General features: G+C 51.5%; 30 protein-coding genes. 22 read left to right on the top strand and 8 right to left on the bottom strand.

The annotated features are described in order from the left end of the window. Positions 1-5 precede the first annotated feature (5 nt). The 16 genes from V3O24_RS04620 (at position 6) to V3O24_RS04545 (ending at position 12,690) form a co-directional block, all read left to right on the top strand. A complete protein-coding gene (locus V3O24_RS04620; RefSeq protein WP_331306396.1) occupies positions 6-464 on the top strand; it encodes a phage protein in 459 nt (152 codons plus the stop codon). Further along, positions 464-1,075, top strand: coding sequence for a hypothetical protein (locus V3O24_RS04615; protein WP_331306395.1), 612 nt, complete (start codon positions 464-466; stop codon positions 1,073-1,075). The genes V3O24_RS04620 and V3O24_RS04615 overlap by 1 nt, the downstream gene beginning before the upstream one ends. Next, entirely contained in the window at positions 1,042-1,407 is a 366-nt protein-coding gene (locus V3O24_RS04610) for a hypothetical protein (RefSeq protein ID WP_331306394.1), read from the top strand. Before V3O24_RS04615 ends, V3O24_RS04610 begins: the two co-directional genes overlap by 34 nt. Before the next feature lie 9 nt (positions 1,408-1,416). Beyond that, positions 1,417-1,632: a hypothetical protein gene (locus V3O24_RS04605; RefSeq protein WP_331306393.1), complete on the top strand. Its 216-nt coding sequence runs from the start codon at positions 1,417-1,419 to the stop codon at positions 1,630-1,632. 95 nt (positions 1,633-1,727) lie between these two features. Then, the gene (locus V3O24_RS04600) at positions 1,728-2,060 is read left to right on the top strand and encodes a putative phage tail assembly chaperone (protein ID WP_331306392.1); all 333 of its coding nucleotides are present in this window, start codon (positions 1,728-1,730) and stop codon (positions 2,058-2,060) included. A gap of 130 nt (positions 2,061-2,190) precedes the next feature. After that, a complete protein-coding gene (locus V3O24_RS04595; RefSeq protein WP_331306391.1) occupies positions 2,191-4,488 on the top strand; it encodes a phage tail tape measure protein in 2,298 nt (765 codons plus the stop codon). A 2-nt stretch (positions 4,489-4,490) separates the two neighbouring features. Continuing rightward, positions 4,491-4,811, top strand: a complete 321-nt coding sequence (locus tag V3O24_RS04590) for a DUF2590 family protein (protein WP_331306390.1) — start codon at positions 4,491-4,493, stop codon at positions 4,809-4,811. After that, positions 4,808-5,983: a baseplate J/gp47 family protein gene (locus V3O24_RS04585; RefSeq protein ID WP_331306389.1), complete on the top strand. Its 1,176-nt coding sequence runs from the start codon at positions 4,808-4,810 to the stop codon at positions 5,981-5,983. Before V3O24_RS04590 ends, V3O24_RS04585 begins: the two co-directional genes overlap by 4 nt. Next, positions 5,983-6,588 carry a phage tail protein gene (locus tag V3O24_RS04580; RefSeq protein ID WP_331306388.1) on the top strand — a complete coding sequence of 202 codons (606 nt, stop codon included), beginning with the start codon at positions 5,983-5,985 and terminating at the stop codon, positions 6,586-6,588. Before V3O24_RS04585 ends, V3O24_RS04580 begins: the two co-directional genes overlap by 1 nt. A gap of 9 nt (positions 6,589-6,597) precedes the next feature. After that, complete coding sequence (locus tag V3O24_RS04575; protein WP_331306387.1) at positions 6,598-8,268, top strand: phage tail protein; 1,671 nt, start codon at positions 6,598-6,600, stop codon at positions 8,266-8,268. Positions 8,269-8,278: 10 nt separating this feature from the next. Next, positions 8,279-8,767: a hypothetical protein gene (locus tag V3O24_RS04570; RefSeq protein ID WP_331306386.1), complete on the top strand. Its 489-nt coding sequence runs from the start codon at positions 8,279-8,281 to the stop codon at positions 8,765-8,767. Further along, positions 8,767-9,486, top strand: a complete 720-nt coding sequence (locus V3O24_RS04565; protein ID WP_331306385.1) for a hypothetical protein — start codon at positions 8,767-8,769, stop codon at positions 9,484-9,486. Before V3O24_RS04570 ends, V3O24_RS04565 begins: the two co-directional genes overlap by 1 nt. Then, the gene (locus tag V3O24_RS04560) at positions 9,483-10,034 is read left to right on the top strand and encodes a hypothetical protein (protein ID WP_331306384.1); all 552 of its coding nucleotides are present in this window, start codon (positions 9,483-9,485) and stop codon (positions 10,032-10,034) included. The genes V3O24_RS04565 and V3O24_RS04560 overlap by 4 nt, the downstream gene beginning before the upstream one ends. Then, positions 10,034-10,729, top strand: coding sequence for a hypothetical protein (locus tag V3O24_RS04555; RefSeq protein ID WP_331306383.1), 696 nt, complete (start codon positions 10,034-10,036; stop codon positions 10,727-10,729). The genes V3O24_RS04560 and V3O24_RS04555 overlap by 1 nt, the downstream gene beginning before the upstream one ends. Next, a complete protein-coding gene (locus V3O24_RS04550; RefSeq protein ID WP_331306382.1) occupies positions 10,714-11,604 on the top strand; it encodes a hypothetical protein in 891 nt (296 codons plus the stop codon). The genes V3O24_RS04555 and V3O24_RS04550 overlap by 16 nt, the downstream gene beginning before the upstream one ends. Positions 11,605-11,766: 162 nt before the next feature. Continuing rightward, positions 11,767-12,690, top strand: a complete 924-nt coding sequence (locus V3O24_RS04545; protein ID WP_331306381.1) for a site-specific DNA-methyltransferase — start codon at positions 11,767-11,769, stop codon at positions 12,688-12,690. Positions 12,691-13,067: 377 nt separating this feature from the next. Here V3O24_RS04545 and V3O24_RS04540 read toward each other — a convergent pair whose 3' ends face one another. The 5 genes from V3O24_RS04540 to V3O24_RS04520 all read right to left on the bottom strand — a co-directional run bounded on the left by V3O24_RS04540 (position 13,068) and on the right by V3O24_RS04520 (position 15,109). Further along, complete coding sequence (locus V3O24_RS04540) at positions 13,068-13,316, bottom strand: hypothetical protein (protein WP_331306380.1); 249 nt, start codon at positions 13,314-13,316, stop codon at positions 13,068-13,070. A gap of 16 nt (positions 13,317-13,332) precedes the next feature. Further along, complete coding sequence (locus tag V3O24_RS04535) at positions 13,333-13,599, bottom strand: hypothetical protein (RefSeq protein ID WP_331306379.1); 267 nt, start codon at positions 13,597-13,599, stop codon at positions 13,333-13,335. 271 nt (positions 13,600-13,870) lie between these two features. Then, positions 13,871-14,125 (bottom strand): hypothetical protein, encoded by a 255-nt coding sequence (locus tag V3O24_RS04530; RefSeq protein WP_331306378.1) that lies wholly within the window; start codon positions 14,123-14,125, stop codon positions 13,871-13,873. Between the two features lie 171 nt (positions 14,126-14,296). Further along, positions 14,297-14,614: a hypothetical protein gene (locus V3O24_RS04525; RefSeq protein ID WP_331306377.1), complete on the bottom strand. Its 318-nt coding sequence runs from the start codon at positions 14,612-14,614 to the stop codon at positions 14,297-14,299. A 12-nt stretch (positions 14,615-14,626) separates the two neighbouring features. Beyond that, on the bottom strand, positions 14,627-15,109 hold the full coding sequence (locus V3O24_RS04520; RefSeq protein ID WP_331306376.1) for a hypothetical protein: 483 nt from the start codon (positions 15,107-15,109) through the stop codon (positions 14,627-14,629). A gap of 305 nt (positions 15,110-15,414) precedes the next feature. On the opposite strand from V3O24_RS04520, the gene V3O24_RS04515 reads away from it, so the two are divergent. Genes V3O24_RS04515 through V3O24_RS04505 form a run of 3 tightly spaced genes read left to right on the top strand, consistent with a single transcriptional unit; the run spans position 15,415 to position 16,277 of the window. Further along, on the top strand, positions 15,415-15,558 hold the full coding sequence (locus V3O24_RS04515) for a hypothetical protein (RefSeq protein WP_331306375.1): 144 nt from the start codon (positions 15,415-15,417) through the stop codon (positions 15,556-15,558). A gap of 1 nt (position 15,559) precedes the next feature. Next, positions 15,560-16,117, top strand: coding sequence for a BRO family protein (locus V3O24_RS04510; RefSeq protein ID WP_331306374.1), 558 nt, complete (start codon positions 15,560-15,562; stop codon positions 16,115-16,117). 10 nt (positions 16,118-16,127) lie between these two features. Beyond that, positions 16,128-16,277 (top strand): hypothetical protein, encoded by a 150-nt coding sequence (locus V3O24_RS04505; protein WP_331306373.1) that lies wholly within the window; start codon positions 16,128-16,130, stop codon positions 16,275-16,277. A 501-nt stretch (positions 16,278-16,778) separates the two neighbouring features. Here the strand turns inward: V3O24_RS04505 and V3O24_RS04500 are convergent. The 3 genes from V3O24_RS04500 to V3O24_RS04490 form a co-directional block, all read right to left on the bottom strand. After that, the gene (locus V3O24_RS04500) at positions 16,779-17,789 is read right to left on the bottom strand and encodes a tyrosine-type recombinase/integrase (RefSeq protein ID WP_331306372.1); all 1,011 of its coding nucleotides are present in this window, start codon (positions 17,787-17,789) and stop codon (positions 16,779-16,781) included. A gap of 421 nt (positions 17,790-18,210) precedes the next feature. Next, positions 18,211-18,474 (bottom strand): hypothetical protein, encoded by a 264-nt coding sequence (locus tag V3O24_RS04495; protein ID WP_331306371.1) that lies wholly within the window; start codon positions 18,472-18,474, stop codon positions 18,211-18,213. Further along, the gene (locus V3O24_RS04490) at positions 18,464-18,907 is read right to left on the bottom strand and encodes a helix-turn-helix transcriptional regulator (RefSeq protein ID WP_331306370.1); all 444 of its coding nucleotides are present in this window, start codon (positions 18,905-18,907) and stop codon (positions 18,464-18,466) included. Before V3O24_RS04490 ends, V3O24_RS04495 begins: the two co-directional genes overlap by 11 nt. A 46-nt stretch (positions 18,908-18,953) precedes the next feature. Between V3O24_RS04490 and V3O24_RS04485 the strand changes: the two genes are divergently transcribed. The 3 genes from V3O24_RS04485 (at position 18,954) to V3O24_RS04475 (ending at position 20,003) form a co-directional block, all read left to right on the top strand. Further along, positions 18,954-19,157 (top strand): hypothetical protein, encoded by a 204-nt coding sequence (locus tag V3O24_RS04485; protein ID WP_331306369.1) that lies wholly within the window; start codon positions 18,954-18,956, stop codon positions 19,155-19,157. Between the two features lie 80 nt (positions 19,158-19,237). After that, positions 19,238-19,615: a LuxR C-terminal-related transcriptional regulator gene (locus V3O24_RS04480; protein ID WP_331306368.1), complete on the top strand. Its 378-nt coding sequence runs from the start codon at positions 19,238-19,240 to the stop codon at positions 19,613-19,615. Positions 19,616-19,625: 10 nt separating this feature from the next. Beyond that, a complete protein-coding gene (locus V3O24_RS04475; RefSeq protein WP_331306367.1) occupies positions 19,626-20,003 on the top strand; it encodes a hypothetical protein in 378 nt (125 codons plus the stop codon). Positions 20,004-20,005: the final 2 nt, after the last annotated feature.

Below are 20,005 nucleotides of genomic sequence, written 5' to 3'. Positions count from 1 at the left end.
TAGTTATGGCTAAAAAAGGCAATCATTTATCGGGTCAGGATTTCGACGTCATGTTCGGTGACGCGATGGTTCACGTCGAAAACCTGTCGGCCAGCATCAGCGACAACCGCAAAGCGGTGCAAACGCGCGGCATCCCAGATGGCTACGTCAACGGCGATGTAGCTTGCACCGGCGATTTGGAAATCGACAGCGCCAACCTGACGCTGTTGATCGACTCGGCCAGGTCGTCAGGAAGCTTCAGGGAGCTGCCGCCGTTCGACATCGTCTGCGTCGGCAAAACTATCGACCACGAACAGAAAATAGAACTGTTCGGCTGCCTGCTGTCCATCTCCGACCTGTTCAACCTGGACGGCAAAGGCGGCGAGAAGAACAAACACAAAATCAAATTCGAGGTCACCAGTCCCGATTTTGTCCGTATCGACGGCGTGCCGTACCTCAGCGCCAAGGACATCAGGGATCTGTAATGGACATTGTTACGATTACTCAGTTAAAGGACGCTCTCTCACGCAAGGATGCACCCATTTTTAAGGGTGAGTTGAACCTCACCCTGGTCGGCATACGCTCGAAAGATAGCGACGCCAACACCTTTAACGACCTGTTGTGCGTGCTGTACGAGAAAGGCGGCAAGCTGCAAATGGAGCAGTTCGCCATCACGACAGACCCCGGTATGTATTACCGCGAGCATCCGATCAACGTGGACGGCACCGCCATTTTAAAGCCGGGGCATTATCCAAAGTGCTGGCAGATCGGCGCGCACCAGGGCAAATACATCGCGCTGGTACAGCGCGGCCCGATGACCGTTTACCGCGACCGCAACAAGGACGCGCATTTGGACAAGGCGAACGAGCAGACCGGCTATTTTGGTATCAACCTGCACCGGGCCGGAGCCAACGCGCTGACCTTGCGCACCGACAAAGTGTCTGCCGGTTGCCAAGTGTTTGCGGACAGCAAGGATTTCGATACGGTTATGGCGCTGGCGCAGAAGTCGGCGGCCAAATACGGCAACCGGTTCAGTTATACGCTACTGGATGAGGCGGATTTATGCCAGGAACACCAAGCAGCGCCCCGGTCTTAATCAGCAGTTGGGGCTATAAAAACCTGCTGCCGGAGGAAAAAGCCAAAATTTGCAACGGTGCTGGGGTTGCCGGTAAATGGATCAGCTCCATCATCCCCAACACACTATACGGGCTGGACTGCTCCGAGGCATTCAACATCCACGATTACGATTACAACGTGGGCGCAAGCCGGGCGGACAAAGACCGCGCCGACCGCAACCTGCTGAACAACCTGCTGACGCTGATTAACCACCAAGGCGGCTGGTTGATGCTGCCCAGGCAGTGGCGGGCGATGAAGTATTACAACGCTGTGCAGCTGCTGGGCGACGAGGCGTTTTACAAGGGCAAATAGGGAGGTTTTATGCCGACGGCTGACTGTAATTTGAAGATTCAACGGCTTGAAATTGTACAAGACCAACATGCAGAAAAAATCGGCTTCCTGTTCAAGAAACAGGCGGCGACCGACAAAGCGCTGAGCGACATCAGGGACATTAAATACATCCTGATCGGCGGCTTTGGCTTTTACATGCTGGATAAAGTCGGCGTTGTTGAAACCGTAGTGAAGTTTTTCGGCTGAAGGCCGCAGGCGTAGGGTACGCAGTGCGTATCTTGCAAAACCGTAGAAGGTACGCAATGGGTACCCTACATTTTTCACATTGAGAGAGAAGAAACATGAGCACAGGCATTACCACCGTATCCATCGGCGCAGACGAACTGAATTTCAAGGTCGGTACCGCGGACTTTAACCAGTTCATCAATGAGCAGATGCCCACTAACAAGGTCGCACCCGCCTACAATTTTTTGCAGCGCACCGTGGTTGCCGAGGACAAGGAGAAGTTTAAAAAACTGATCCTCAAAGACGGCGTCCCCAACGGCGCCATCGTGATGCAAATCGCCGGCGTGCTGGCGCTGGACAGCGGGGCCGATGTTGAGATTACCGTAAAAAAGTCGAGCAGCTCTGCGAATCCATCGAGCAAAACGGATACAGCCAGCTCATCGCATTAACCAAACACTGGCTGCCCGGGCAGCCGATCGACGAACAAACCATGTCAGAAGCGCTGTGGCTGGATAAGCGGCACTGGGAAAGCACCACGGCCGCGATTGCCAACGGCATAGCAAAGGCATTTAACGGATAATGACTGCACTCAATAACCTGCTGTTTAAAGTGTCGCTGCTGGATGCTATGTCCGGCCCGGCAAAAGGCATGATGTCCACTATGGACAGGGTCACTACCAAGATCCAAGGCGGTTTTAATAAAATCGGCTATGGGGCTGCGGGGCTGACGGGTGCGGCTTATTCTTTGGACAGCATCCTGCAACCGGCTAAAGAAATGCAATCGGCGCTGGGCGAAATATCATCGCTCGGCGTCGGGCAGCAGGTGCTTGACGGCCTCAACAGCAGAGCGCTGAAATTCAGCGCGCAATACGGCGAGTCTGCCGCTGAATTCGTCCACGCGTCATACGACATTCAAAGCGCCATTTCCGGCCTGGCCGGTAATGAGCTGGCGCAATTCACCAACGCCTCGGCGATTCTTGCCAAGGGCACCAAGGCCGATATGGCGACGGTCACTGATTACGTCGGCACGATGTACGGCATTTTCCAGCAAAACGCCGACGCGATGGGCAAAGCCGACTGGATCAATATGATGGCCGGGCAGACGGCTGTTGCCGTCAATATTTTCAAAACCACCGGACAAGGCATGTCCGAAGCGTTTACTACGCTGGGCGCCGGGGCGCAAACGATGGGCGTCGGCATGGCCGAGCAGATGGCGATAATGGGTACGCTACAGGCGACTATGTCGGGCAGCGAAGCCGGCACCAAATACCGCGCGTTCTTAAAAGGCGTCGGGCATGCGCAAAAAGAGCTGAATTTACAGTTTACCGACAGTCACGGCATGATGCTGCCAATGGTCGAGATACTTGATCGCATCAAAGGCAAATACGGGGCAATCGATACCGTTGCCAAATCCGATTTACTGCAAAAGGCGTTCGGCTCTGATGAGGGCGTGGCGCTGGTCAAACTGCTGTCGACCAATATCGACGGCCTGAGCGGCAGCATTGCCAAAGTCGGCGAACAAACCGGATTGCAGGGCGCTATCGACATGGCTAAGGCGATGACGATGCCGTGGGAGCAGGCCAAAAGCTCGGGTAATGCGCTGACGATTATGTTGGGGCAAAGGATGCTACCGGTACTGAATCCGGTATTTAACGGCATCAGCGGAATTAGCGAAAAGCTGATGCGCTGGATGGATCTGTTTCCCAATATCACTCGTTACATAGGTTACGCGGTTTTTGCCGTGATCGGCATTATTGCCGCGCTGTCGGCGCTGTCTGTTGCTGTGGGCATCAGTCAATTTTTGTTGGTTGGCTGGGGAGCCGGTGCTGCGGTCTTTAAAGGCGCGCTGTGGTTGCTGAAAGGCGGGTTATTTAATGTCATCCCGGCCGTCTGGAGCTTTTCGGCGGCGCTGTTGGCGAATCCTATCACCTGGATAGTGCTGGGCATCGGCGCACTCATCGGCGTGATCGCCGCCGCTATTATCTATTGGGATACCTGGACGCAAGCGGTCGTCGACTGGTCAAGCGCGTGGCTGGAATCGACCGGGGTGTTCGCCTGGGTGGATTCAGTCGTTGCTTTCTTCGAGCGCATTCCGCAATGGTGGAACAGTTTTACGATCTGGATCGGCACATTAAACCCATTTGCTTTGGTCGGGACTGGTATCGGCCTGATTGTTGCGAATTTTGACACTATTACTCAATGGTGGACTTGGTTTACCGGCTGGATCGGCACATTGAATCCGTTCGCACTGGTCGGGGCCGGAATCGGCCTGATTGTTGCGAATTTTGACACTATTACTCAATGGTGGACTTGGTTTACCGGCTGGATCGGCACATTAAACCCGTTTGCTTTAGTCGGTACCGGCGTCGGCCTGATTGTTGCTGATTTTGACGTCATCAAAAACTGGTGGTCTGAATTCAAGATCTGGCTGTCCACGCTGAATCCGTTTGCCGGAATCAGCAGTGCTGCCGATAGCCTGATGCGCGGCATACAGTCTATTACCGGTGCCAAAATCAACATGGCTGCTGCGCCTGCGGCTCAACCGGCCGCTCTGGATAAGCTTTACGCACACTCAGCGATTAACGCCCCGCAAACCGCCTCACCGTCTTTGTCGGCGATGGCGGCACAGCCCAAATGGACGCAACAACCCGCGCCCGGCCTTTTGATGGACGGCTTTACGCCGCCGAAACCGGTCGCGGCGCCTGCGGCATTAACGCAAAGCCAAACGGCCAACGTGCCCAAAGGCGGCATCATGAGCCAGATCAACAACGCCGACAACAGCAAATCAGTCAGCGTCGGCGGCATTACGGTCAACAACTACGGACAACCGGTAACAGGCCAACGCCTGGCCGATGAAATAGCGATGGCGGCGGGGTAAATATGGACTACATCGATATTCGTATCACTGACAACGACCTGACGCTGGGACCCGGCAATGAACCCGGGCTGCTCGGTGACCGCGACAGCATCATTCAGGATACCAAACATTTAATCCGCGACTGCGGCCTGCTGTCGGCCTGCATCGGCGAGCGCGACAACGCCAAAGTGACGCTATTGCTGCAACAGTTGTCCCTCAAGATAGATGATGACCTGCGTCTGGTGCCGGGTACGATCAAGATTGTCCGGCAGGACACGGAATTGTTTTTCATTACCGCCGATACGGTCAAGTTCGGAAAAATCGGTCTACAGGTTAGCGCATGAGCGACGTTGATTACACCCAAATTTTAAGCGACAACGGCATCCCGACCACGCAAACTGAGCTGGAAACGGCTTGGTCTGCGGAAGTGGCGGCGCAGGGCAGCACCATCAGCAACGATAACGCCTATTCGCCGTTCTGGCGGGTGGTGACCGCATTAATTACCGTGCCGGTGCTGTGGCTGATTAAATTCATGGCGGAAACCGTACTGCCCAATTCGTTCGTTAAATCGGCGACCGGAATCTGGCTGGAGCTGTTGGCCTGGGCCGTCAACCTTGCCCGCAAAGCGGCAGGCAAGGCCAAAGGGCTGATTACTTTTACCCGGGCCGATGTTAACGCTGCTTACACGATACCAGCCGGAACGGTGATCCAGACCGCCTCGATCAACGGCTTTGTGTACGAGATGATCACCGACACGGCCACTGCGTTTGTGCCGGGACAGGCAACCGTTAAAGTCGACTGCACGGCGGCGGCGGTCGGCGACGCCTATAATCTGGCGGTCGGCTATTACAGCATTTTAAAAGAGCCGATTGCCGGCATTACCAGCGTAACCAATGCCGATGGCTGGCTGACTGTGCCAGGCACAGAAACCGAAACTGATAACGATTTGCGCGACCGGGTGCGCAACCAGTTCGGCACCGCCTCAGACTTTCATACCGACAGCGTGTACCGGGCGCTGATCAGCCAGTTTTCGGGCGTGGCGATCGATGCGATCTGGTTCGAGCATAATGCGCCGCGCGGCCCCGGCACCGCCAATGCCTATGTACTGTTCGATTTCAATGCGCCGGCGGTTCAGTACCTGTCCGACATCAACGCCTACATTACCGACCAGGGCCATCACGGCCACGGTGATGACTTGCAGGTCTACGCGATGCCGGAAACCGACCATGCTTTGATTGTCAATGTTTGGCATAAGGATTTTTTAACGGAAGAGCAGATTACCCAGTTGAAGGCCGATGCTGATGTCTTTATTCGGGCGGCATTCAGAGAGAACAAAGCCTATGCCCCGACCCTGACCTATCCGCACAGCCGGTTCAGTTTTTCCAAGTTGGGGCAGGAGCTACACAAGCAGTTTTCTGACATTCACAGCGTGAACTTTAATCTGGACGACATCGTGTCGGCGTTGAATGTGCCGACCTTGTCCTCATTGATCATCAATATGGCGGTGACCGAGTAATGGAACCGATCAAACTGCCGTTTTGGCTGGAAGGTGTTGAGCTGGTCAAGCTGCGTGATGCGGCGACGGCGTACTGGGCACAAATCGAAACCTGGCTTAAATGGCCGCTGACCCAGTTCGACGCGCTGACCTGCTCGGAAGGTGTATTAAACCTGCTGGCCTATCAGCGCGACATTCAGCGCTTTAAGGACGAGCCGTTGGACCTGTACCGAAAACGCGTTGCCTTTGCGTATGTGAATGCCGAAGACGCCGGCAGCAAAATCGGGTTTATCCGCATTTTTGAACGCCTGGGCATCGGCTATCTGGAGATCGACGAGCGCGTCGATCCGGTGGACTGGGACGTGGTGCTGCTGCGGCTCAGCGATTCGCAGTTGTCCGCTAACATGGAGCTGTTGCAAAAAATTATCGAAAAATACGGACGTACCTGCCGGCGCTATCAGCTGCAAATCATCACGCCGATTAGCGTCACCGCCGAGACTCGGGATACCGGTCATGTCTGGTGGTTTGATGCGGCTCTGCACGCGGAATCGCCGTGGCTGGCAGATGTCACTATTGACAACCGATCGACCGGCAACAGCTGGGATCTGGCAATCGCTAAACTATAAGGAGAGAACATGGCATTTATAACTGTTGCGGGTGAAACCCAAATTGCGGTCAAGCAAGGCGCTTCGCAAATACTGGACATTACCCATTTTGTGCTGGCGAATATTGCCGGACTGGGGGCGGAACCCGTCAACCGCGTCGAGGCGATGCCGGCGGCGGGAAACATCATGTCAACATTGCCGGTCACTTCGTTCGGCTATGTCAATGGTAACCAAGTGGTGTATTCGCTAGTCATGGATTCGTCCATCGGTGATTTCGATTTTAATTGGGTCGGCTTAAAAGACGCTGACGGCGTGCTGATTGCCTGCACCTACACGCCGCTGATCCAGAAACGCAAAACCACGGGCGCGATACCGGGCAACAATTTAACCAGAAACTTTTTGATCGCCTTTTCCGGTATTCAAGCGACCACGGCCATTGCCGTGCCGGCGGAAACTTGGCAAATCGATTTCAATGCCCGGCTATGGGGGATTGACGAGCGCGAACGGCTGAGCAATTACGATATTTACGGTCATCAAGGTTTTTTTGGCGATGGCTGGAAGGTCGTCCGCGATGGAGCGACGACAACCTATAATGTGCAGCCCGGCGTCGGTTATGTCGGCGGCGTGCGTATTGCCGGCGCTATTGTGCAGCCGCTCACGGTAGCCGGGCCGCCCAAGTCGATCTGGCTGGATGTGTCTCTACAAGGCGATATTTCTAGCGTATCGGCGGTTGTGGCGTTTGTTATTGATGCGGCGGCGCATACCGATTACACAGACAACCTGGGCTTTCATCATTATGTCACCAAAATCGCCGATATTGCTGCCGATGGCAGTGTCGCGGATATGCGCGTCAGTGCGGATAATATCGTGCCGCAGCCCGAGGCGGAAGCGGGTGTCGCGACAACAATCAGGAACTGGACTGCACAACGAGTACGGCAGGCCATTAACGTTGTAACGGCGCTAAAAGCGCCGCTTGAAAGTCCGGCGTTTACCGGCAATCCAACGGCACCGACTCCGTCGCTATTTAATAATGGTGGATCTATTGCAAGCACTGAGTTCATTAAAAAGGTGCTTGGGAACTTTTCCGGGTATTATTATTTAGATGCCTCTGCCGAACTATCGGTAACGCATCTGGGAGGGTTCATAAATTTGGGCGGAAACACGCCCAATCAAATATATACGTTACCTGGATTGTCCAGCACATTGGATGCAACGATGTCCCCCGGATTATGGCTTTGCAATATTTCCGGTCAGCCGGTTACGCTCAAAGGGTGGGAAACTGAAACGCTTATATCGCCACGAGGGGCCGGGAATACGCTGATATTGGCATTGGGCGAATCCTGTTTCGTCGCCGGTAATGATGGGGCGAACTGGAATGTCGGAGGATTAACATTAGCGATTGGCGTCGGTCAAACAAATAGAGACAAAACAGCTGAGCGGGCTCTGAATACGATTTACACGAACAACTCGTATTCGCCAAAAACAATATCAATTATGTTGACTACGTCAATACAAGCTCACGCAGCTATAACTATCACTGATCCATTCTCTGGAGTAAGCGCAGATATTCTTGGTAGCGGCAGTTACGCAGCGAGTGACCAGGCGTGTTTCGTTTGCGCGACAGTACCGGCGTTCCACACATATCAGGCTGGTGTGAATACAGGTACCGCTTCCTTACTTAAATGGGTTGAACTCTATTGAGGATTGAATAATGAAATTTTTTAAAGATGCTGAGCTTCGAGTATGGGCGTATGCTGCTGACGGGTCAGATGATGCGTTTATTCCATCAGATCTAATTCCAATCTCAAACGTTGAGGCGGATGAGATTCGATTTCCGTTCGCCGATCAAATAATGGCGAAAATAGCTGAAATAAAGAACGCACGGGATGCTGCGGTGGGGAGCGGCTTAACAAGTGCCGCGCTTGGAGCCCCCCATATTTACGGAACGCAAGCGGAAAACAGGAATTTTCTAAACAACTTGATCACGCTGGGCAGCGGGGGCAAGTTCACCTGCACCGATGTCGATAATATTAAAGCGCGTAGGCTGCATACGCATGCTCAGCTGTTGGCGCTGGCCGCAGATTTTGAGGCGCATATCTCGGCACAGTTCGACAATTACGAACTGAAACTGGCTGAGATTGACGCCGTTGCGGCGCTACCGTCGCCCACTCAGGCCGATTTAGACGCAATCGTCTGGTAATGACTTGGACGCCGCTCACTATTAACCCGCCGTTGGGGAATGCCGCCGCGATTGACAGTCAATCCGGCGGCGGCCTGCAAAAGCGCATTGTGCATCCGTGGCTGCATGGCGTCGGCGAGGGTTCCGGGCATTACCGTTACCTGAGTTTCCCCAATGCCGCCCAAGCACTTTCAAAAACCATCGTCTCCGAGCAGGCGGCGCTGGGCATTGCCGTTGCGGCGGGCAACCTGACCGATTTTGCCAATGACATCGACACGTTAAACGCGGTGTTTCCGCTGCGCGAGTTTGCGGCGCTGGGGCGCAAGGCGGCGGCGTTGGTTAATCTGGAAACCGATAAATTCAATCTGCCGACAGCGCCAGGCGCAATTGCGCAACAGACGATGGACCTGTCCGGGCTCGGCACTGTGGCCGATTTGCGCAAAGCCGCGATTTTGCAACAGGCGCAAACGGAAGCGGCGACGTTCGAGCAATCCGGCCCGCTGGCTAATCTGGATGCCTACCAAACGCAAAAGACCGCTGCTGCGGCGGCCGTTGACGCGGCGCTGGATGCAGCAAAGGCCAATCTGTTCGGCGGGGCCGGCTGGCGCTTTTATGCCGAGAGCGATATTGCCAATGCGCTGATGCAAAACACGCCTGATCACAAATACACGCTGACGGCGATTATGCTGTTTACCGGTACGCCGAGCGAGTTGGCCTTGCTGAAGGAGATGATTGCGTGAGTCTTTTTTTAAACAATACCAAAATACCCGGCCATAACCAGAAAGTGTCTATCGATTTAACCCTCGCCAGTGAGGATATGTCCGGCAACAGCAACTCGACGGCCAAGGCCGATAAAGGCGACAAGGGCAAAACCATTAAGGTGCAGACCTCGATCAAGTTTGTCGATGCCGACGATTTGAGTCTGTTGGTCAATCTGGCGGAAGCCAAGGACGCATCCGGGGAACGGGTGACTTACCACATCATCAACCACACCGCCAACGCCATGAACATGCGCCAGGGCTTTTTTGACGAAACACTGTCAGTTAAGGAAAACGAAACGACCGATGACTGGAACATTAGTTTTACGCTGTCCGAGCATCATTCGGTGCCGGAAAAGAAAGAGGCCAGGAAAGCGGAAAAGAAAGTCACGGAACAGGCGCCGAAAGGCACGGCGGTTAACGGGCAAGCGCCAGGTGCGGCGGCCCCGGCGGCGGTGACCGAGCAGGCGGTTGAGCTGACGCCGTTTGAGCAAAAGCTGAAAGGCCTGGACTCGTTTTTGGGTGGCTGATGAAACTGGACCGGCAACTCAACATCAATAACACGCCATACCGCGTCATTGAAGACCGGGTGCTGCTGGATCTGGACTCGCCCGGGCGGGCGCAGTTTTTGATCGATGCCGGCGACAAGCCGGTCGCTGCCAAGCAGGTGGTCTCGTTTACGCTGGGCTATGCCAAGCGCGACACTATGCAACGGCTGTTTTTAGGGTTTGTCGAGTCGGTCAATACGCTGGACAAGCGGCAGAAGCTGTTTTGCCGGGAGCTGTCGGCGGTGCTGTATGCGCCGTTGCGGCTGGATTTGCGCCATGTGACGATGCAGGAAGTGATTGCCGATATTCACAGCAAAACGGGGTTGACCTTTAGCGTCGGCGACGGTGCTTACAGTCGCAAAAAGGTGGCGAATTTCTATAACCTGGGCAACGGCTATCAGGCCATGCAGTCGATGGGCCGGGTGTTTGGCATTGCTAACTATTTTTGGCAACAACAAGGCCACGGTGTGATTTACGCCGGCAGCTGGCAGGATTCCCGGTGGGCGGATTTGCCGATCGAGCTGGAAGGGGGCATGTTTACCGAGCACTTATCCAACAACAGCGCCAAGCTGGTGGCGATTCCGGCGTTAAGGCCTGGCGTAAAGCTGAACGGCAATATCGTCACTAAAGTGGATTTTAGCGACAACCAAATGGGGGTGACATGGAAAAGGCCATAAAACGCATGATTCAATCGGCCTTCCCGGAGCTGGCCGGGGGCTATCACCTGCCCCGCTTTGCCGAGGTGGTCGCCGCGCGCGAAACGCCTAAAGGCGGCGAGGTATGCGACGAGTTTAGGCCGGTTTACGCGGTGGACGTGCAGGTGTTGGATGAGTACGGGGAACCGGATGCGGCGTTTCCGGTGCTGAAGGATCTGCATTTGCCGATGCCGGTATCCGGGCATGAAATGGGCATGGCGGCGTTTCCTGAGAACGGCGCTTGGGTGGAGATTGGCTTTGCCTACGGGTCGCCCAATAAGCCGTTTATCCGTTGCGTCCTGCCGCACGGACGCAGCCAGTTTCCCGTCGAGCGCGGGGAGATGCGCCTGCAACATTCCTCCGGCAGTTACCAGTCCATCGACAAAAACGGCAACCATTCCCGGGTGACTGACGGCACGATGTCCGATACCAGCCTGAAAAAGACCAGTACCGCAACCGAGCGCAGCGCCAATTACGGCAAAAGCGACAAGACCGTGGACGCGGGCGACACCGAAACCGTCGGTGGCATTAAAAAGATTCTGGCAAGCATGGGCATGCAGCTGACCAGCGGCCAGCGCTTTGATTTGTCGGCGCTGGGCGATTTGAATGCGGTCAGCAAGGTTAAGTTTCGATCGATTGCGCCTAAGAGCTGGGTGGGGTCGAGTAATGAAAACGTGCTGATGCTGCTGTCCGCGCAGATGCAGTTGATTATTAACCTGTGCAACATCCTGGCCAGCCATACCCATCCGTCGGTCGGCGCTTGCAGCCAAGGGGCTCAGGTTTCGCAGGTTGGAATGGATACCGGGGCGGTCAAGACACGGCTGGACGGGATTACCGAAACCACGCCGCCGGCATAATAGCTATGGACGAAATCCGCTGCGGAGCCTGCGGCAAAAAACTGGGCGACGGCATTTATCAAACATTGCAGATTAAATGCCCGCGCTGCCGCACAATTAATTTCTTGAGGGCCGAGAGCCCCAAACTTGAACACCACGAGTGTCATTGCAAGAGGACAACTCGTGAGAACCTACCAAAACAACGGCATCACCGTACATAACACCGACTGCTTAACCCTGTTGGCGCAACTACCCGACAACAGCGTCGACCTGATCGCCACCGATCCGCCTTATTACAAAGTGAAAGGCGAAGCGTGGGACAATCAATGGCAAAGCAAAGCCGACTTTTTCGCCTGGCTGGATAGTGTCCTGGTTGAATATCACCGGGTGTTAAAACCGGCCGGTTCGTTGTACCTGTTTGCCGGACCCCATCTTGCCACACAGGTTGACGTTGCCGTCAGCCGACGCTTTGATCTGTTGAACCACTTGATCTGGCGCAAACCGACCGGCAGGCATAACGGCTGCAACAAGGAATCGTTACGCCGCTACTTTCCACAGACCGAGCATATTCTATTTGCCGAAAGCCGCAAGAAAACGCCGTTCTCGTTTGAGCCGATCCGCGCTTATTTGGACGATGCCAGAACCGGCGCAGGTATCTCAAGAAAGCAAATAGACCAGGCCTGCGGCTGCCAAATGTCAGGTCATTGGTTCGATCGATCGCAATTTACCTTTCCCGGTCGCCCGCATTATCAAACTATGGATAAACTGTTCGGCAGCGTGTTAAAGCCCTACGACAAACTGAAAGCGGAATACAACGCTATCAAGCTGCAGCGCCGCCATTTTGCGGTGACTAAACACGTCCACTACACCAATGTCTGGGACTTTAAGCCGGTGCAATGGTATCCTGGCAAACATCCCTGCGAAAAACCGCTGGATCTGATGCGGCATATTATCGAGGCCAGTTCCAGGCCGGGTGATGTGGTTCTGGATACGTTTGTCGGCAGCGGCTCAACGGCGATTGCCTGCCGGGATTTGGGGCGGGTCTTTGTGGGGTGTGAGATGGGAATGGATGAGTTTGACGGGGCGGTGGGTAGGTTGGCGAAGTAGTTGATTATCAATCGCCGATATGTCGTTTTTATCGGCGATTGATGAGTTATGCGACAAATGTCGTATAACTTGTGTTATGCAGCTACGCCAAACAGTCTTTTCCACCACGGAAGCGTGGCGGGTGCAGGTTTTTTAAGAAACTGGCGGACAACAAGAAATCCGCATACAGAGCAAAATGGAAGCGGATTACCTTTCCTTCTTGAGTAAACTGTGCTTATTTCTCCACCGCATTTGCAATGATTGTCTTTCATTTTTGTCTCCAGCATAACGATACGGTCAAGGCGACCCGCCGCCCTAAGCGCGGTTCGCCGGTTTGTGTTTTTCAAAGTTCTTCGTTTTTCTTGGCGTCCTTTAGCGGCGGTCGCCTTACCGTGGCGTTATGCATCGATCTTTATCTTTGTGTAAAAAGGTAAATCGCCGCCATTAATTAGCATATGACCAAACTGATTCATTACAGAGTGCATTTGCCATTTGCTCCAGCCATCCTCATCTTCTTCGACTGGTTTGTATTCGCCAAGGGAGTTGTTAAAGTGCTTATTCAGCTCGTCATGCTGCCTTTTTAGCTCTTTCCTGCCGGCATCTGTTAGCTGCACAAAACAGTAATTATTTATATTAAATTCAATCATAATCCATAACTCTTAGTTATACACTTATGCAGCTCTTCGCCTTATCAGTCAGGTAAACAAGCCCTTCACGCTCGTCGAAAAATCCGCCGGTATCGTCAAGCGCCTGTGATCCTGGATAGCGGTCTTTCGGGCCGTTCCGTCCAACCGTCATAACCTTCCAATAATAATCATTCTTGAATAGCTCTCTTGGCACTCCGCTATCCAAGGATTCGGCAGCATTAATGAATATTCTTAATTCTCCCTCGGTTTCGCTCGATCCGGTAAAAACTCTTTTGTGTTCCATAATTTTCTCCCCAATAAAAAACGCGTCTAACCCAACGCTCAAGCAGAGCGCGGGCTTAATCTATATTTAATTTTCAGGCGCAACTGCCTATTCCTTACACGCTTGGTTAAAGAGTTTCCTGATCAGCGCGGATAAACTCAATCCTTTGCTCGCTGCTTTTTCCTGCCAGGCTTTTTTTTCGCTTTCGGTGCAGCGGATTTGTATATAGGCTGATGCTTTATGCTCATCAGCCTTTTCTGCGTTTTTATTGCCAATATAACCAGACATCGAGTCAGTTAATGACGATCGGTTTAACCGGTGTTTTTAACAAATCACAAATACTGTCGATGTATGTGATCTCTTCAGGCGATGCGTTTTCTTCATCCCAGGTATTAAAAAAGGTCCCTAAAACATGCTTTAGCGCATCGGCGCACTGAATACCGACCAGTGTTTCTTGCTCATTCACATATCCGGTGAAACCGTGCTTTGATGTGCCTTTTTTGACACCCTGTTGGTTCATAAAGGCTTCGGCGGCTGCTTTGTTCATGTTGTTGTCCGGTTGTTTAAAGTAGGTGTCCAGTATAATGGGTTGTTTTTGTTTTGTCAATACAATTCAAATAATCCATAAATGCACCTCTGAGATAATGGCAATGCCGGTCCCGCGCTCCCTCAGCTCAACAGCCGCTTCAATCTTGCGCCCATGTGTGGAATGCATCCATCAAAAACAACCTCTGGCGCCGGGTTGCAAAGCGGCAGCAGGCTGCTTGGGTTTCATAACGTCGGCTGATCCGGTTATTTTCGGCAATAGCGACAGGAATTGATCTTCATCGTCGGCGCTTAATTTGTTGCCGGACAGCGGCGACGGTAATTGTTGGGCGACTAATGGATTGTTGTTTAACCAGGTCATCAGGTTGACGGCCTCTGGGTAACAGGTTACGCCATCAAACAGGATGCCTTTACAAATGCCGATCAGTTCGTCTATGCCCCGGTCTATCAGGCGTTTTTGGTCGATGTGGGTGTTGTTGTTTTTGCTCATGGCTGCCCCTCATTAATCCCGCACTAAAGGCTTAAATTCCAGACTTTTTTCTTTGAATAACGTTTCCAATTGATTCATATCGGTTTGCATTTTTTCAACTGTTGCTTTCCTGATATTTTTATCGCCACGCCGAAGATCAAAAAAGAAGTTGTTGGCATATATGCCTAAGCCCACAAGATTGCTAAAAATAAACGTCATACCGTTATCGAATAGATATTTTCTATTATCCTCAAGAATAGCGTCATATGCCTTCCGATCGCGCTCAAATTCAGGCAGCCATACTGTGTTTTTAAATGCAACAAACCCTTGATAATCGCCTTGATCTTTATATTTTCTAAATCCTCTGACCAATCGCATGGAATGGGTAGCGTAATCGTTGGCGTATTTGAGTAAAAACTGGTTAATGTTCTTATCGTTCAGTTGTTCGGCATGGGCGACACTCGCCATAAAAAGCAACAAAACAACAGCAGCAGACCGCTTGAATACCATCTTCATAAATCATCCTCATTTGACAAATAAAAAATTAACTACTATCTTAATCATGCTCTCGCAAAAAACGAGAGTCGGGCATGCAACCCCGCTTAAATACAGAGATGCCAGCGCATCGTATGCGCTATTTTTTTGCCTATCGTTTTTATGTTCCCGAAAACCATTTCGGTAACATCATCATTATGGTGGGCTGGCACAGGCCGCCTTCGGGCGGGCCGCTCTCTGTGGCGGTAGTTGCATCCTGTGTCAGTCCTCCACCCAATATGCAACATCAAGTGGAGGTCTCTTTAATCACAGAGGAGTACCAAACCATGAATAAGCTTTTAACATGGCTAGTCGCCAATGCGCCTAAACGCCACCAAATCCCAGTCCGTCTGTTCCAAATCCGCTACCAACGCGCTATCCGTGTTACCCGCGCCTTGCTGTTACCGCCTGCTTTGACTCGGGAGGCGTAACATGGATCATAAATTAAAAACCTTGGCCAACCCGTTCCAGTTCTCAGAACGGGACATCCGCACCGCCACCGATGAACACAGCGAGGTCTGGTTCTGTGCTAAAGACGTTTGCGCAGCCCTTGATATTGCATGGTCAAGCATGACCCTCGAAAACATGCCGGAAAACTGGTTTATGGTGATAAATCTCATCACCATAAAAGGCGAAAGAGACGCCTATTTCATCAACGAAGCGGGTCTTTATCACCTGATCTTTCGCTCTAACAAACCCAAGGCCAAAGACTTCGCTAACTGGGTTTGTGAAACAGTCCTGCCCGAGATCCGCAAAACCGGCTTCTTCGGCACCATCGATATCAAAGATCAGATCAGCATATCAAAACAGATTGACAGCATATCCTTACAAATCGTCAATACTCAGAATGCGTTCAGGAGCAAGCTACTACACGACCAACTGCGCCGACTGTGCAACATCATCGACCAGCCCATACCGCCAACTGCGTGGATAGCGTTGAACCAGGATCAAGTTGATCTGTTCGACAGCCCACAAGCTAAGATACCCTAAGGAGCGGACGATGACAGAAGAACAAAAACAACTCATCGAAGCATTAAACGGTGCAGCCCAAGGCATCAGCACCGCAGTAGATCAAGAGACCATCACGGCCACCCAGATCTACTGCCTACTCAACCCCCTGATCCAACAACTAGCAGCAACCCTACACTAACACCACAAGCCGGGCGCAAGCCCGGCCCCACAGCACCGCCACCCGCCACTACACAACACAACACAACACATCCCAAGCAAGCCCATCCACCGCCCAAAAATCACTCCTCCTCGCCCGCGCGGTTTTTGCGAAAAAATTTCACACTGAAATAAGTTTTGAAGTCGTGTTTATAGCTTAGGCTGCTGAATATCTAGACGTAGAGCTGTTTTTATTCGCTGACTTGAAATTACATTTTTTGAAAAGAAATGGCGATTCACGCAAAGGTTAACCGCCAATTTGTCGCCACTACCTGAATTATAAGCTTATGTTTCCGTTAAAATTCAGTAGTTTATATGGTGGAGGCGGCGGGAATTGAAAACGCGGACCATCTCAACATAAAAAACTTAAACATTCAAATACAATAACTTACAAAACGTGGTAGCTTTTCATATGGCGGTTATTGGCGATTTATGGCGGTAATTACCGCCACTTTGCCGCCAGTGCATAAATCGTGACTTAGGTTCAATTCAAAGATATAGAACTGAGCTGAGCAACCGGATTCAGTTTGATAGCATCCATCAAATGATCCGGCGCCAAATGCGCATAGCGCATAGTCATTGTTATATCGGCATGCCCCAAAATCTTCTGCAGTGAAAGAATATTCCCACCATTCATAACAAAGTGACTAGCGAACGAATGCCGCAGGATATGCGTGTTCTGCCCTTTTTGCAGATCAATATCAGACCTGGTGACAGCCCGACGAAACGCCCCTATACAATTAGTGAACACCCGGTCATCCGGGTTTTTATATCCGGCAAATCGGATAAGATCACGATAAAACCCATCATCCAACGGAATCGTCCGAGTCCGCTTCGATTTCGTAAACTCATAAGTCACCCTGCCATTGTGCAACTGCTTAAACCGTAGCTGCTCTGCCTCACCCCAGCGTGCGCCGGTACGCAGACACAACTGAGCCACATACCACGTCGATTGATTATCACAACCGGTCTTAATCGCCTCCAGCAGCAAATTAATCTGATCAACCGACAGATACGACAGCTGCCGCTCCTGGATCTTGATGAAATCAACCTCGTCGAGCGGATTTTCATAATCAATAACCTTCAGCTTACGCAGCTTATTAAACACGGCCGACAAATAGCCGTGATGATTATTCATCGTTTTCTCATTAATTCCCGCCTGAATACGGTTAAAACGATGCTCGACAAACTGCTCGGCAGTCAACCTACATGCCTGCGGATTACCTAAGGCGGATGCCAGATCATTTAACGCCCGCAGCCGGCGCTCACCGTCAGATAGATTAATACCGTGGTACTTATACCAAAGCCCGACAATCTCTTTTAGCGTGCGCAGATCAGTAGACTGATGCTGGTGCTTGGCCAAGTGCTTCGCCAAATACTCGCGCTCGAACATTTCGGCATCTGACTTGACATCAAACGACTTTCTAACCCTGGGAATTCCCTTCCGATCGACCTGAACCGACCATTTACCGTCTTTCCCTTGCTTAACAGACACTTAACTACACCTCACACGCGCGCACGCACACGCGTTGGCGACCTGAATTTTTTTTTGGAAAGGCCGTCGGAAAAGCGCAACAAACGTGACAAAAAATTATTCTTAACCATATTATTTAATATAATCATATAGATACATATGCTTTTTAAAGACACTTTTACCGCAACATTAGTGCAACATTACCGTTACATTGTCACGCTTTCTTGTAGCGGTTTTGTTGCACTTTGTTGCGGTACACAAAAAACGCCACAGACCACGCTAATAGACGCGTTCAGCGTATATAAGCAAATCCTGTGTAACGCCATGTTGCGGAAATGTTGCGGTTTGTAACAACGTTAAAAACAGGCGCAAGCCATTGAAATAAAAACGAATAAAAGAAACTAAAAATATCGTGTTGCGGATGTAACGCTTTTCCGAAGGCCTAAACAGATTTTTTATTTATCAGCGCCCTGATTTCGGCATGCATTGCCAGCGCCGCCAAACTTTTTTCAACGTCAGCCAGCAGCGATTGCACTAACGACGAATCCAATCCGGCAGACTTGATCGCCGTATGCAACAACTTCCTACCCGCCGCTTCATGCCCCTGCTTAACCAGATAACAGCCGACCGCCGCCGCATCGATTACCAGCATCCGGTAATCCTCATCTACATCATCAAATAGCCTAAAAACGTACTCAGCGTTCACGATACCGATCCAAAAACCTAACATATTGAGGGATATGCAATTTCAATTGCATATCCAGCCACACCTGCTCATCAGATGACGCCTCGCGCAAAAACTCATCGAAAAATGTCATGACCCGCTTAGCCTCCTTGCCTTCATCCGGGGCGACCGCATAAACCTGAACCGGTTCCGTAACACCGTTCAGCAACATAAAACCCTGTCCACTCACCACCCAATCGATCGATACTTTGTATTTTTCATTTAAATACCGCAATAACTGCCCTCCTAAGGGTGTATTTCTCCAAATATAGTTATTTATTGTGCGCACAGAAATCCCAGATTCCTTAGAAATATCAATAGTTTTAATACCAAGAACTTTTAGCACCTGCTTAAAACGCTCTATTTCGGGTATTTTTTTGTTTACACTCCCTTTTTTGTGCGTTATCGTGTTCATAAGTTTTTTTTATAGCAAAAGTTTTCGTGATTATACAAGGATTATCATGCCTACATCATTAAATACATCGGCTAAAAAAGTGATGAATATTCGTCATAGCCTAGAAGTAAAAACGTTTCTAGATGAAAAAGCCAAAGAACTCAATCTAGCCCCTGCCACCCTATACCGTAACGTCCTTAATGCGGGGCTTGAAGCAATGTACGACGTCAAAATTCACAACAATAAATTCGTTCAACCTCCTCGCTGCTGATTAGCACCCCCCTGAAAAGGGGGATTTTTTTGCATTATCGCCGCCAGGACTACCCAAAAAAATACGTCGGAACACCTAAAATGACGAGAATCAGCGCCAGAATCATCGACAGCGGGCCGCTATCCCCTAAAGAATCCGAAGTGCTTCGCTATATGTGCGAAGGCCTGTACACCACGGAAATCGCCGTGCGCCTGTTTCGCTCACCGCGTACCATCGGCAAGCACGTCGAAAACATCGCCGCAAAACTAAACGCCCGCGGCTCCAGCGAAATAGTCCTGATCGCCAGAGAACTGGGCCTAGTGGAAATCGCCTTAAACCACAGCGCCATCAATCCAGCGCTCAGAATCATCCTGCTGCTGATCATGTGCAGCAACCTAATGCCGCAACACGGCATGCGCCGCCCAAAAACACCCCGCGCCCCGGTCGTTAGGCTGGTGCGATTACAACACCGCAACTGAGAGATCCCCAATGAAAACAACATCAATAGCCAATCCCGTCATCGCAAAAATGGCCCAACTGATGATGGCAATAGAAACCCGTATCGAAAACGAAGGTCGCGTCTACCTTCCAAAACAGCGTAGCCGATTCATCGACATCACCACACTCGGATTATCGCCGTTGGAAGACGGTTTTTTCACCTACGACCACATCAAAAACATCGTCATCATAATGGTGCAGCGTCATGAATCGGGTGCCGAAAAATGGGCCATCGATACGGAACAATGCACAGCTGATCATGTCGCCGTCGTTATCGGCGAAGGACGCAGAGGCAAATTAACGCGGATTCCTAGCGGGCTGTTTTTAGCGACCGGAATGGGCCATACCAACCCAATTCCTACGCATTAACC

Origin of the sequence: Methylobacter sp. Wu8 (genome assembly GCF_036440755.1) — a bacterium.
Taxonomy (GTDB): domain Bacteria; phylum Pseudomonadota; class Gammaproteobacteria; order Methylococcales; family Methylomonadaceae; genus Methylobacter_A; species Methylobacter_A tundripaludum_A.
Note: the sequence above shows the minus strand (reverse complement) of the source record. Positions and strands in the feature narration are given on the sequence as shown.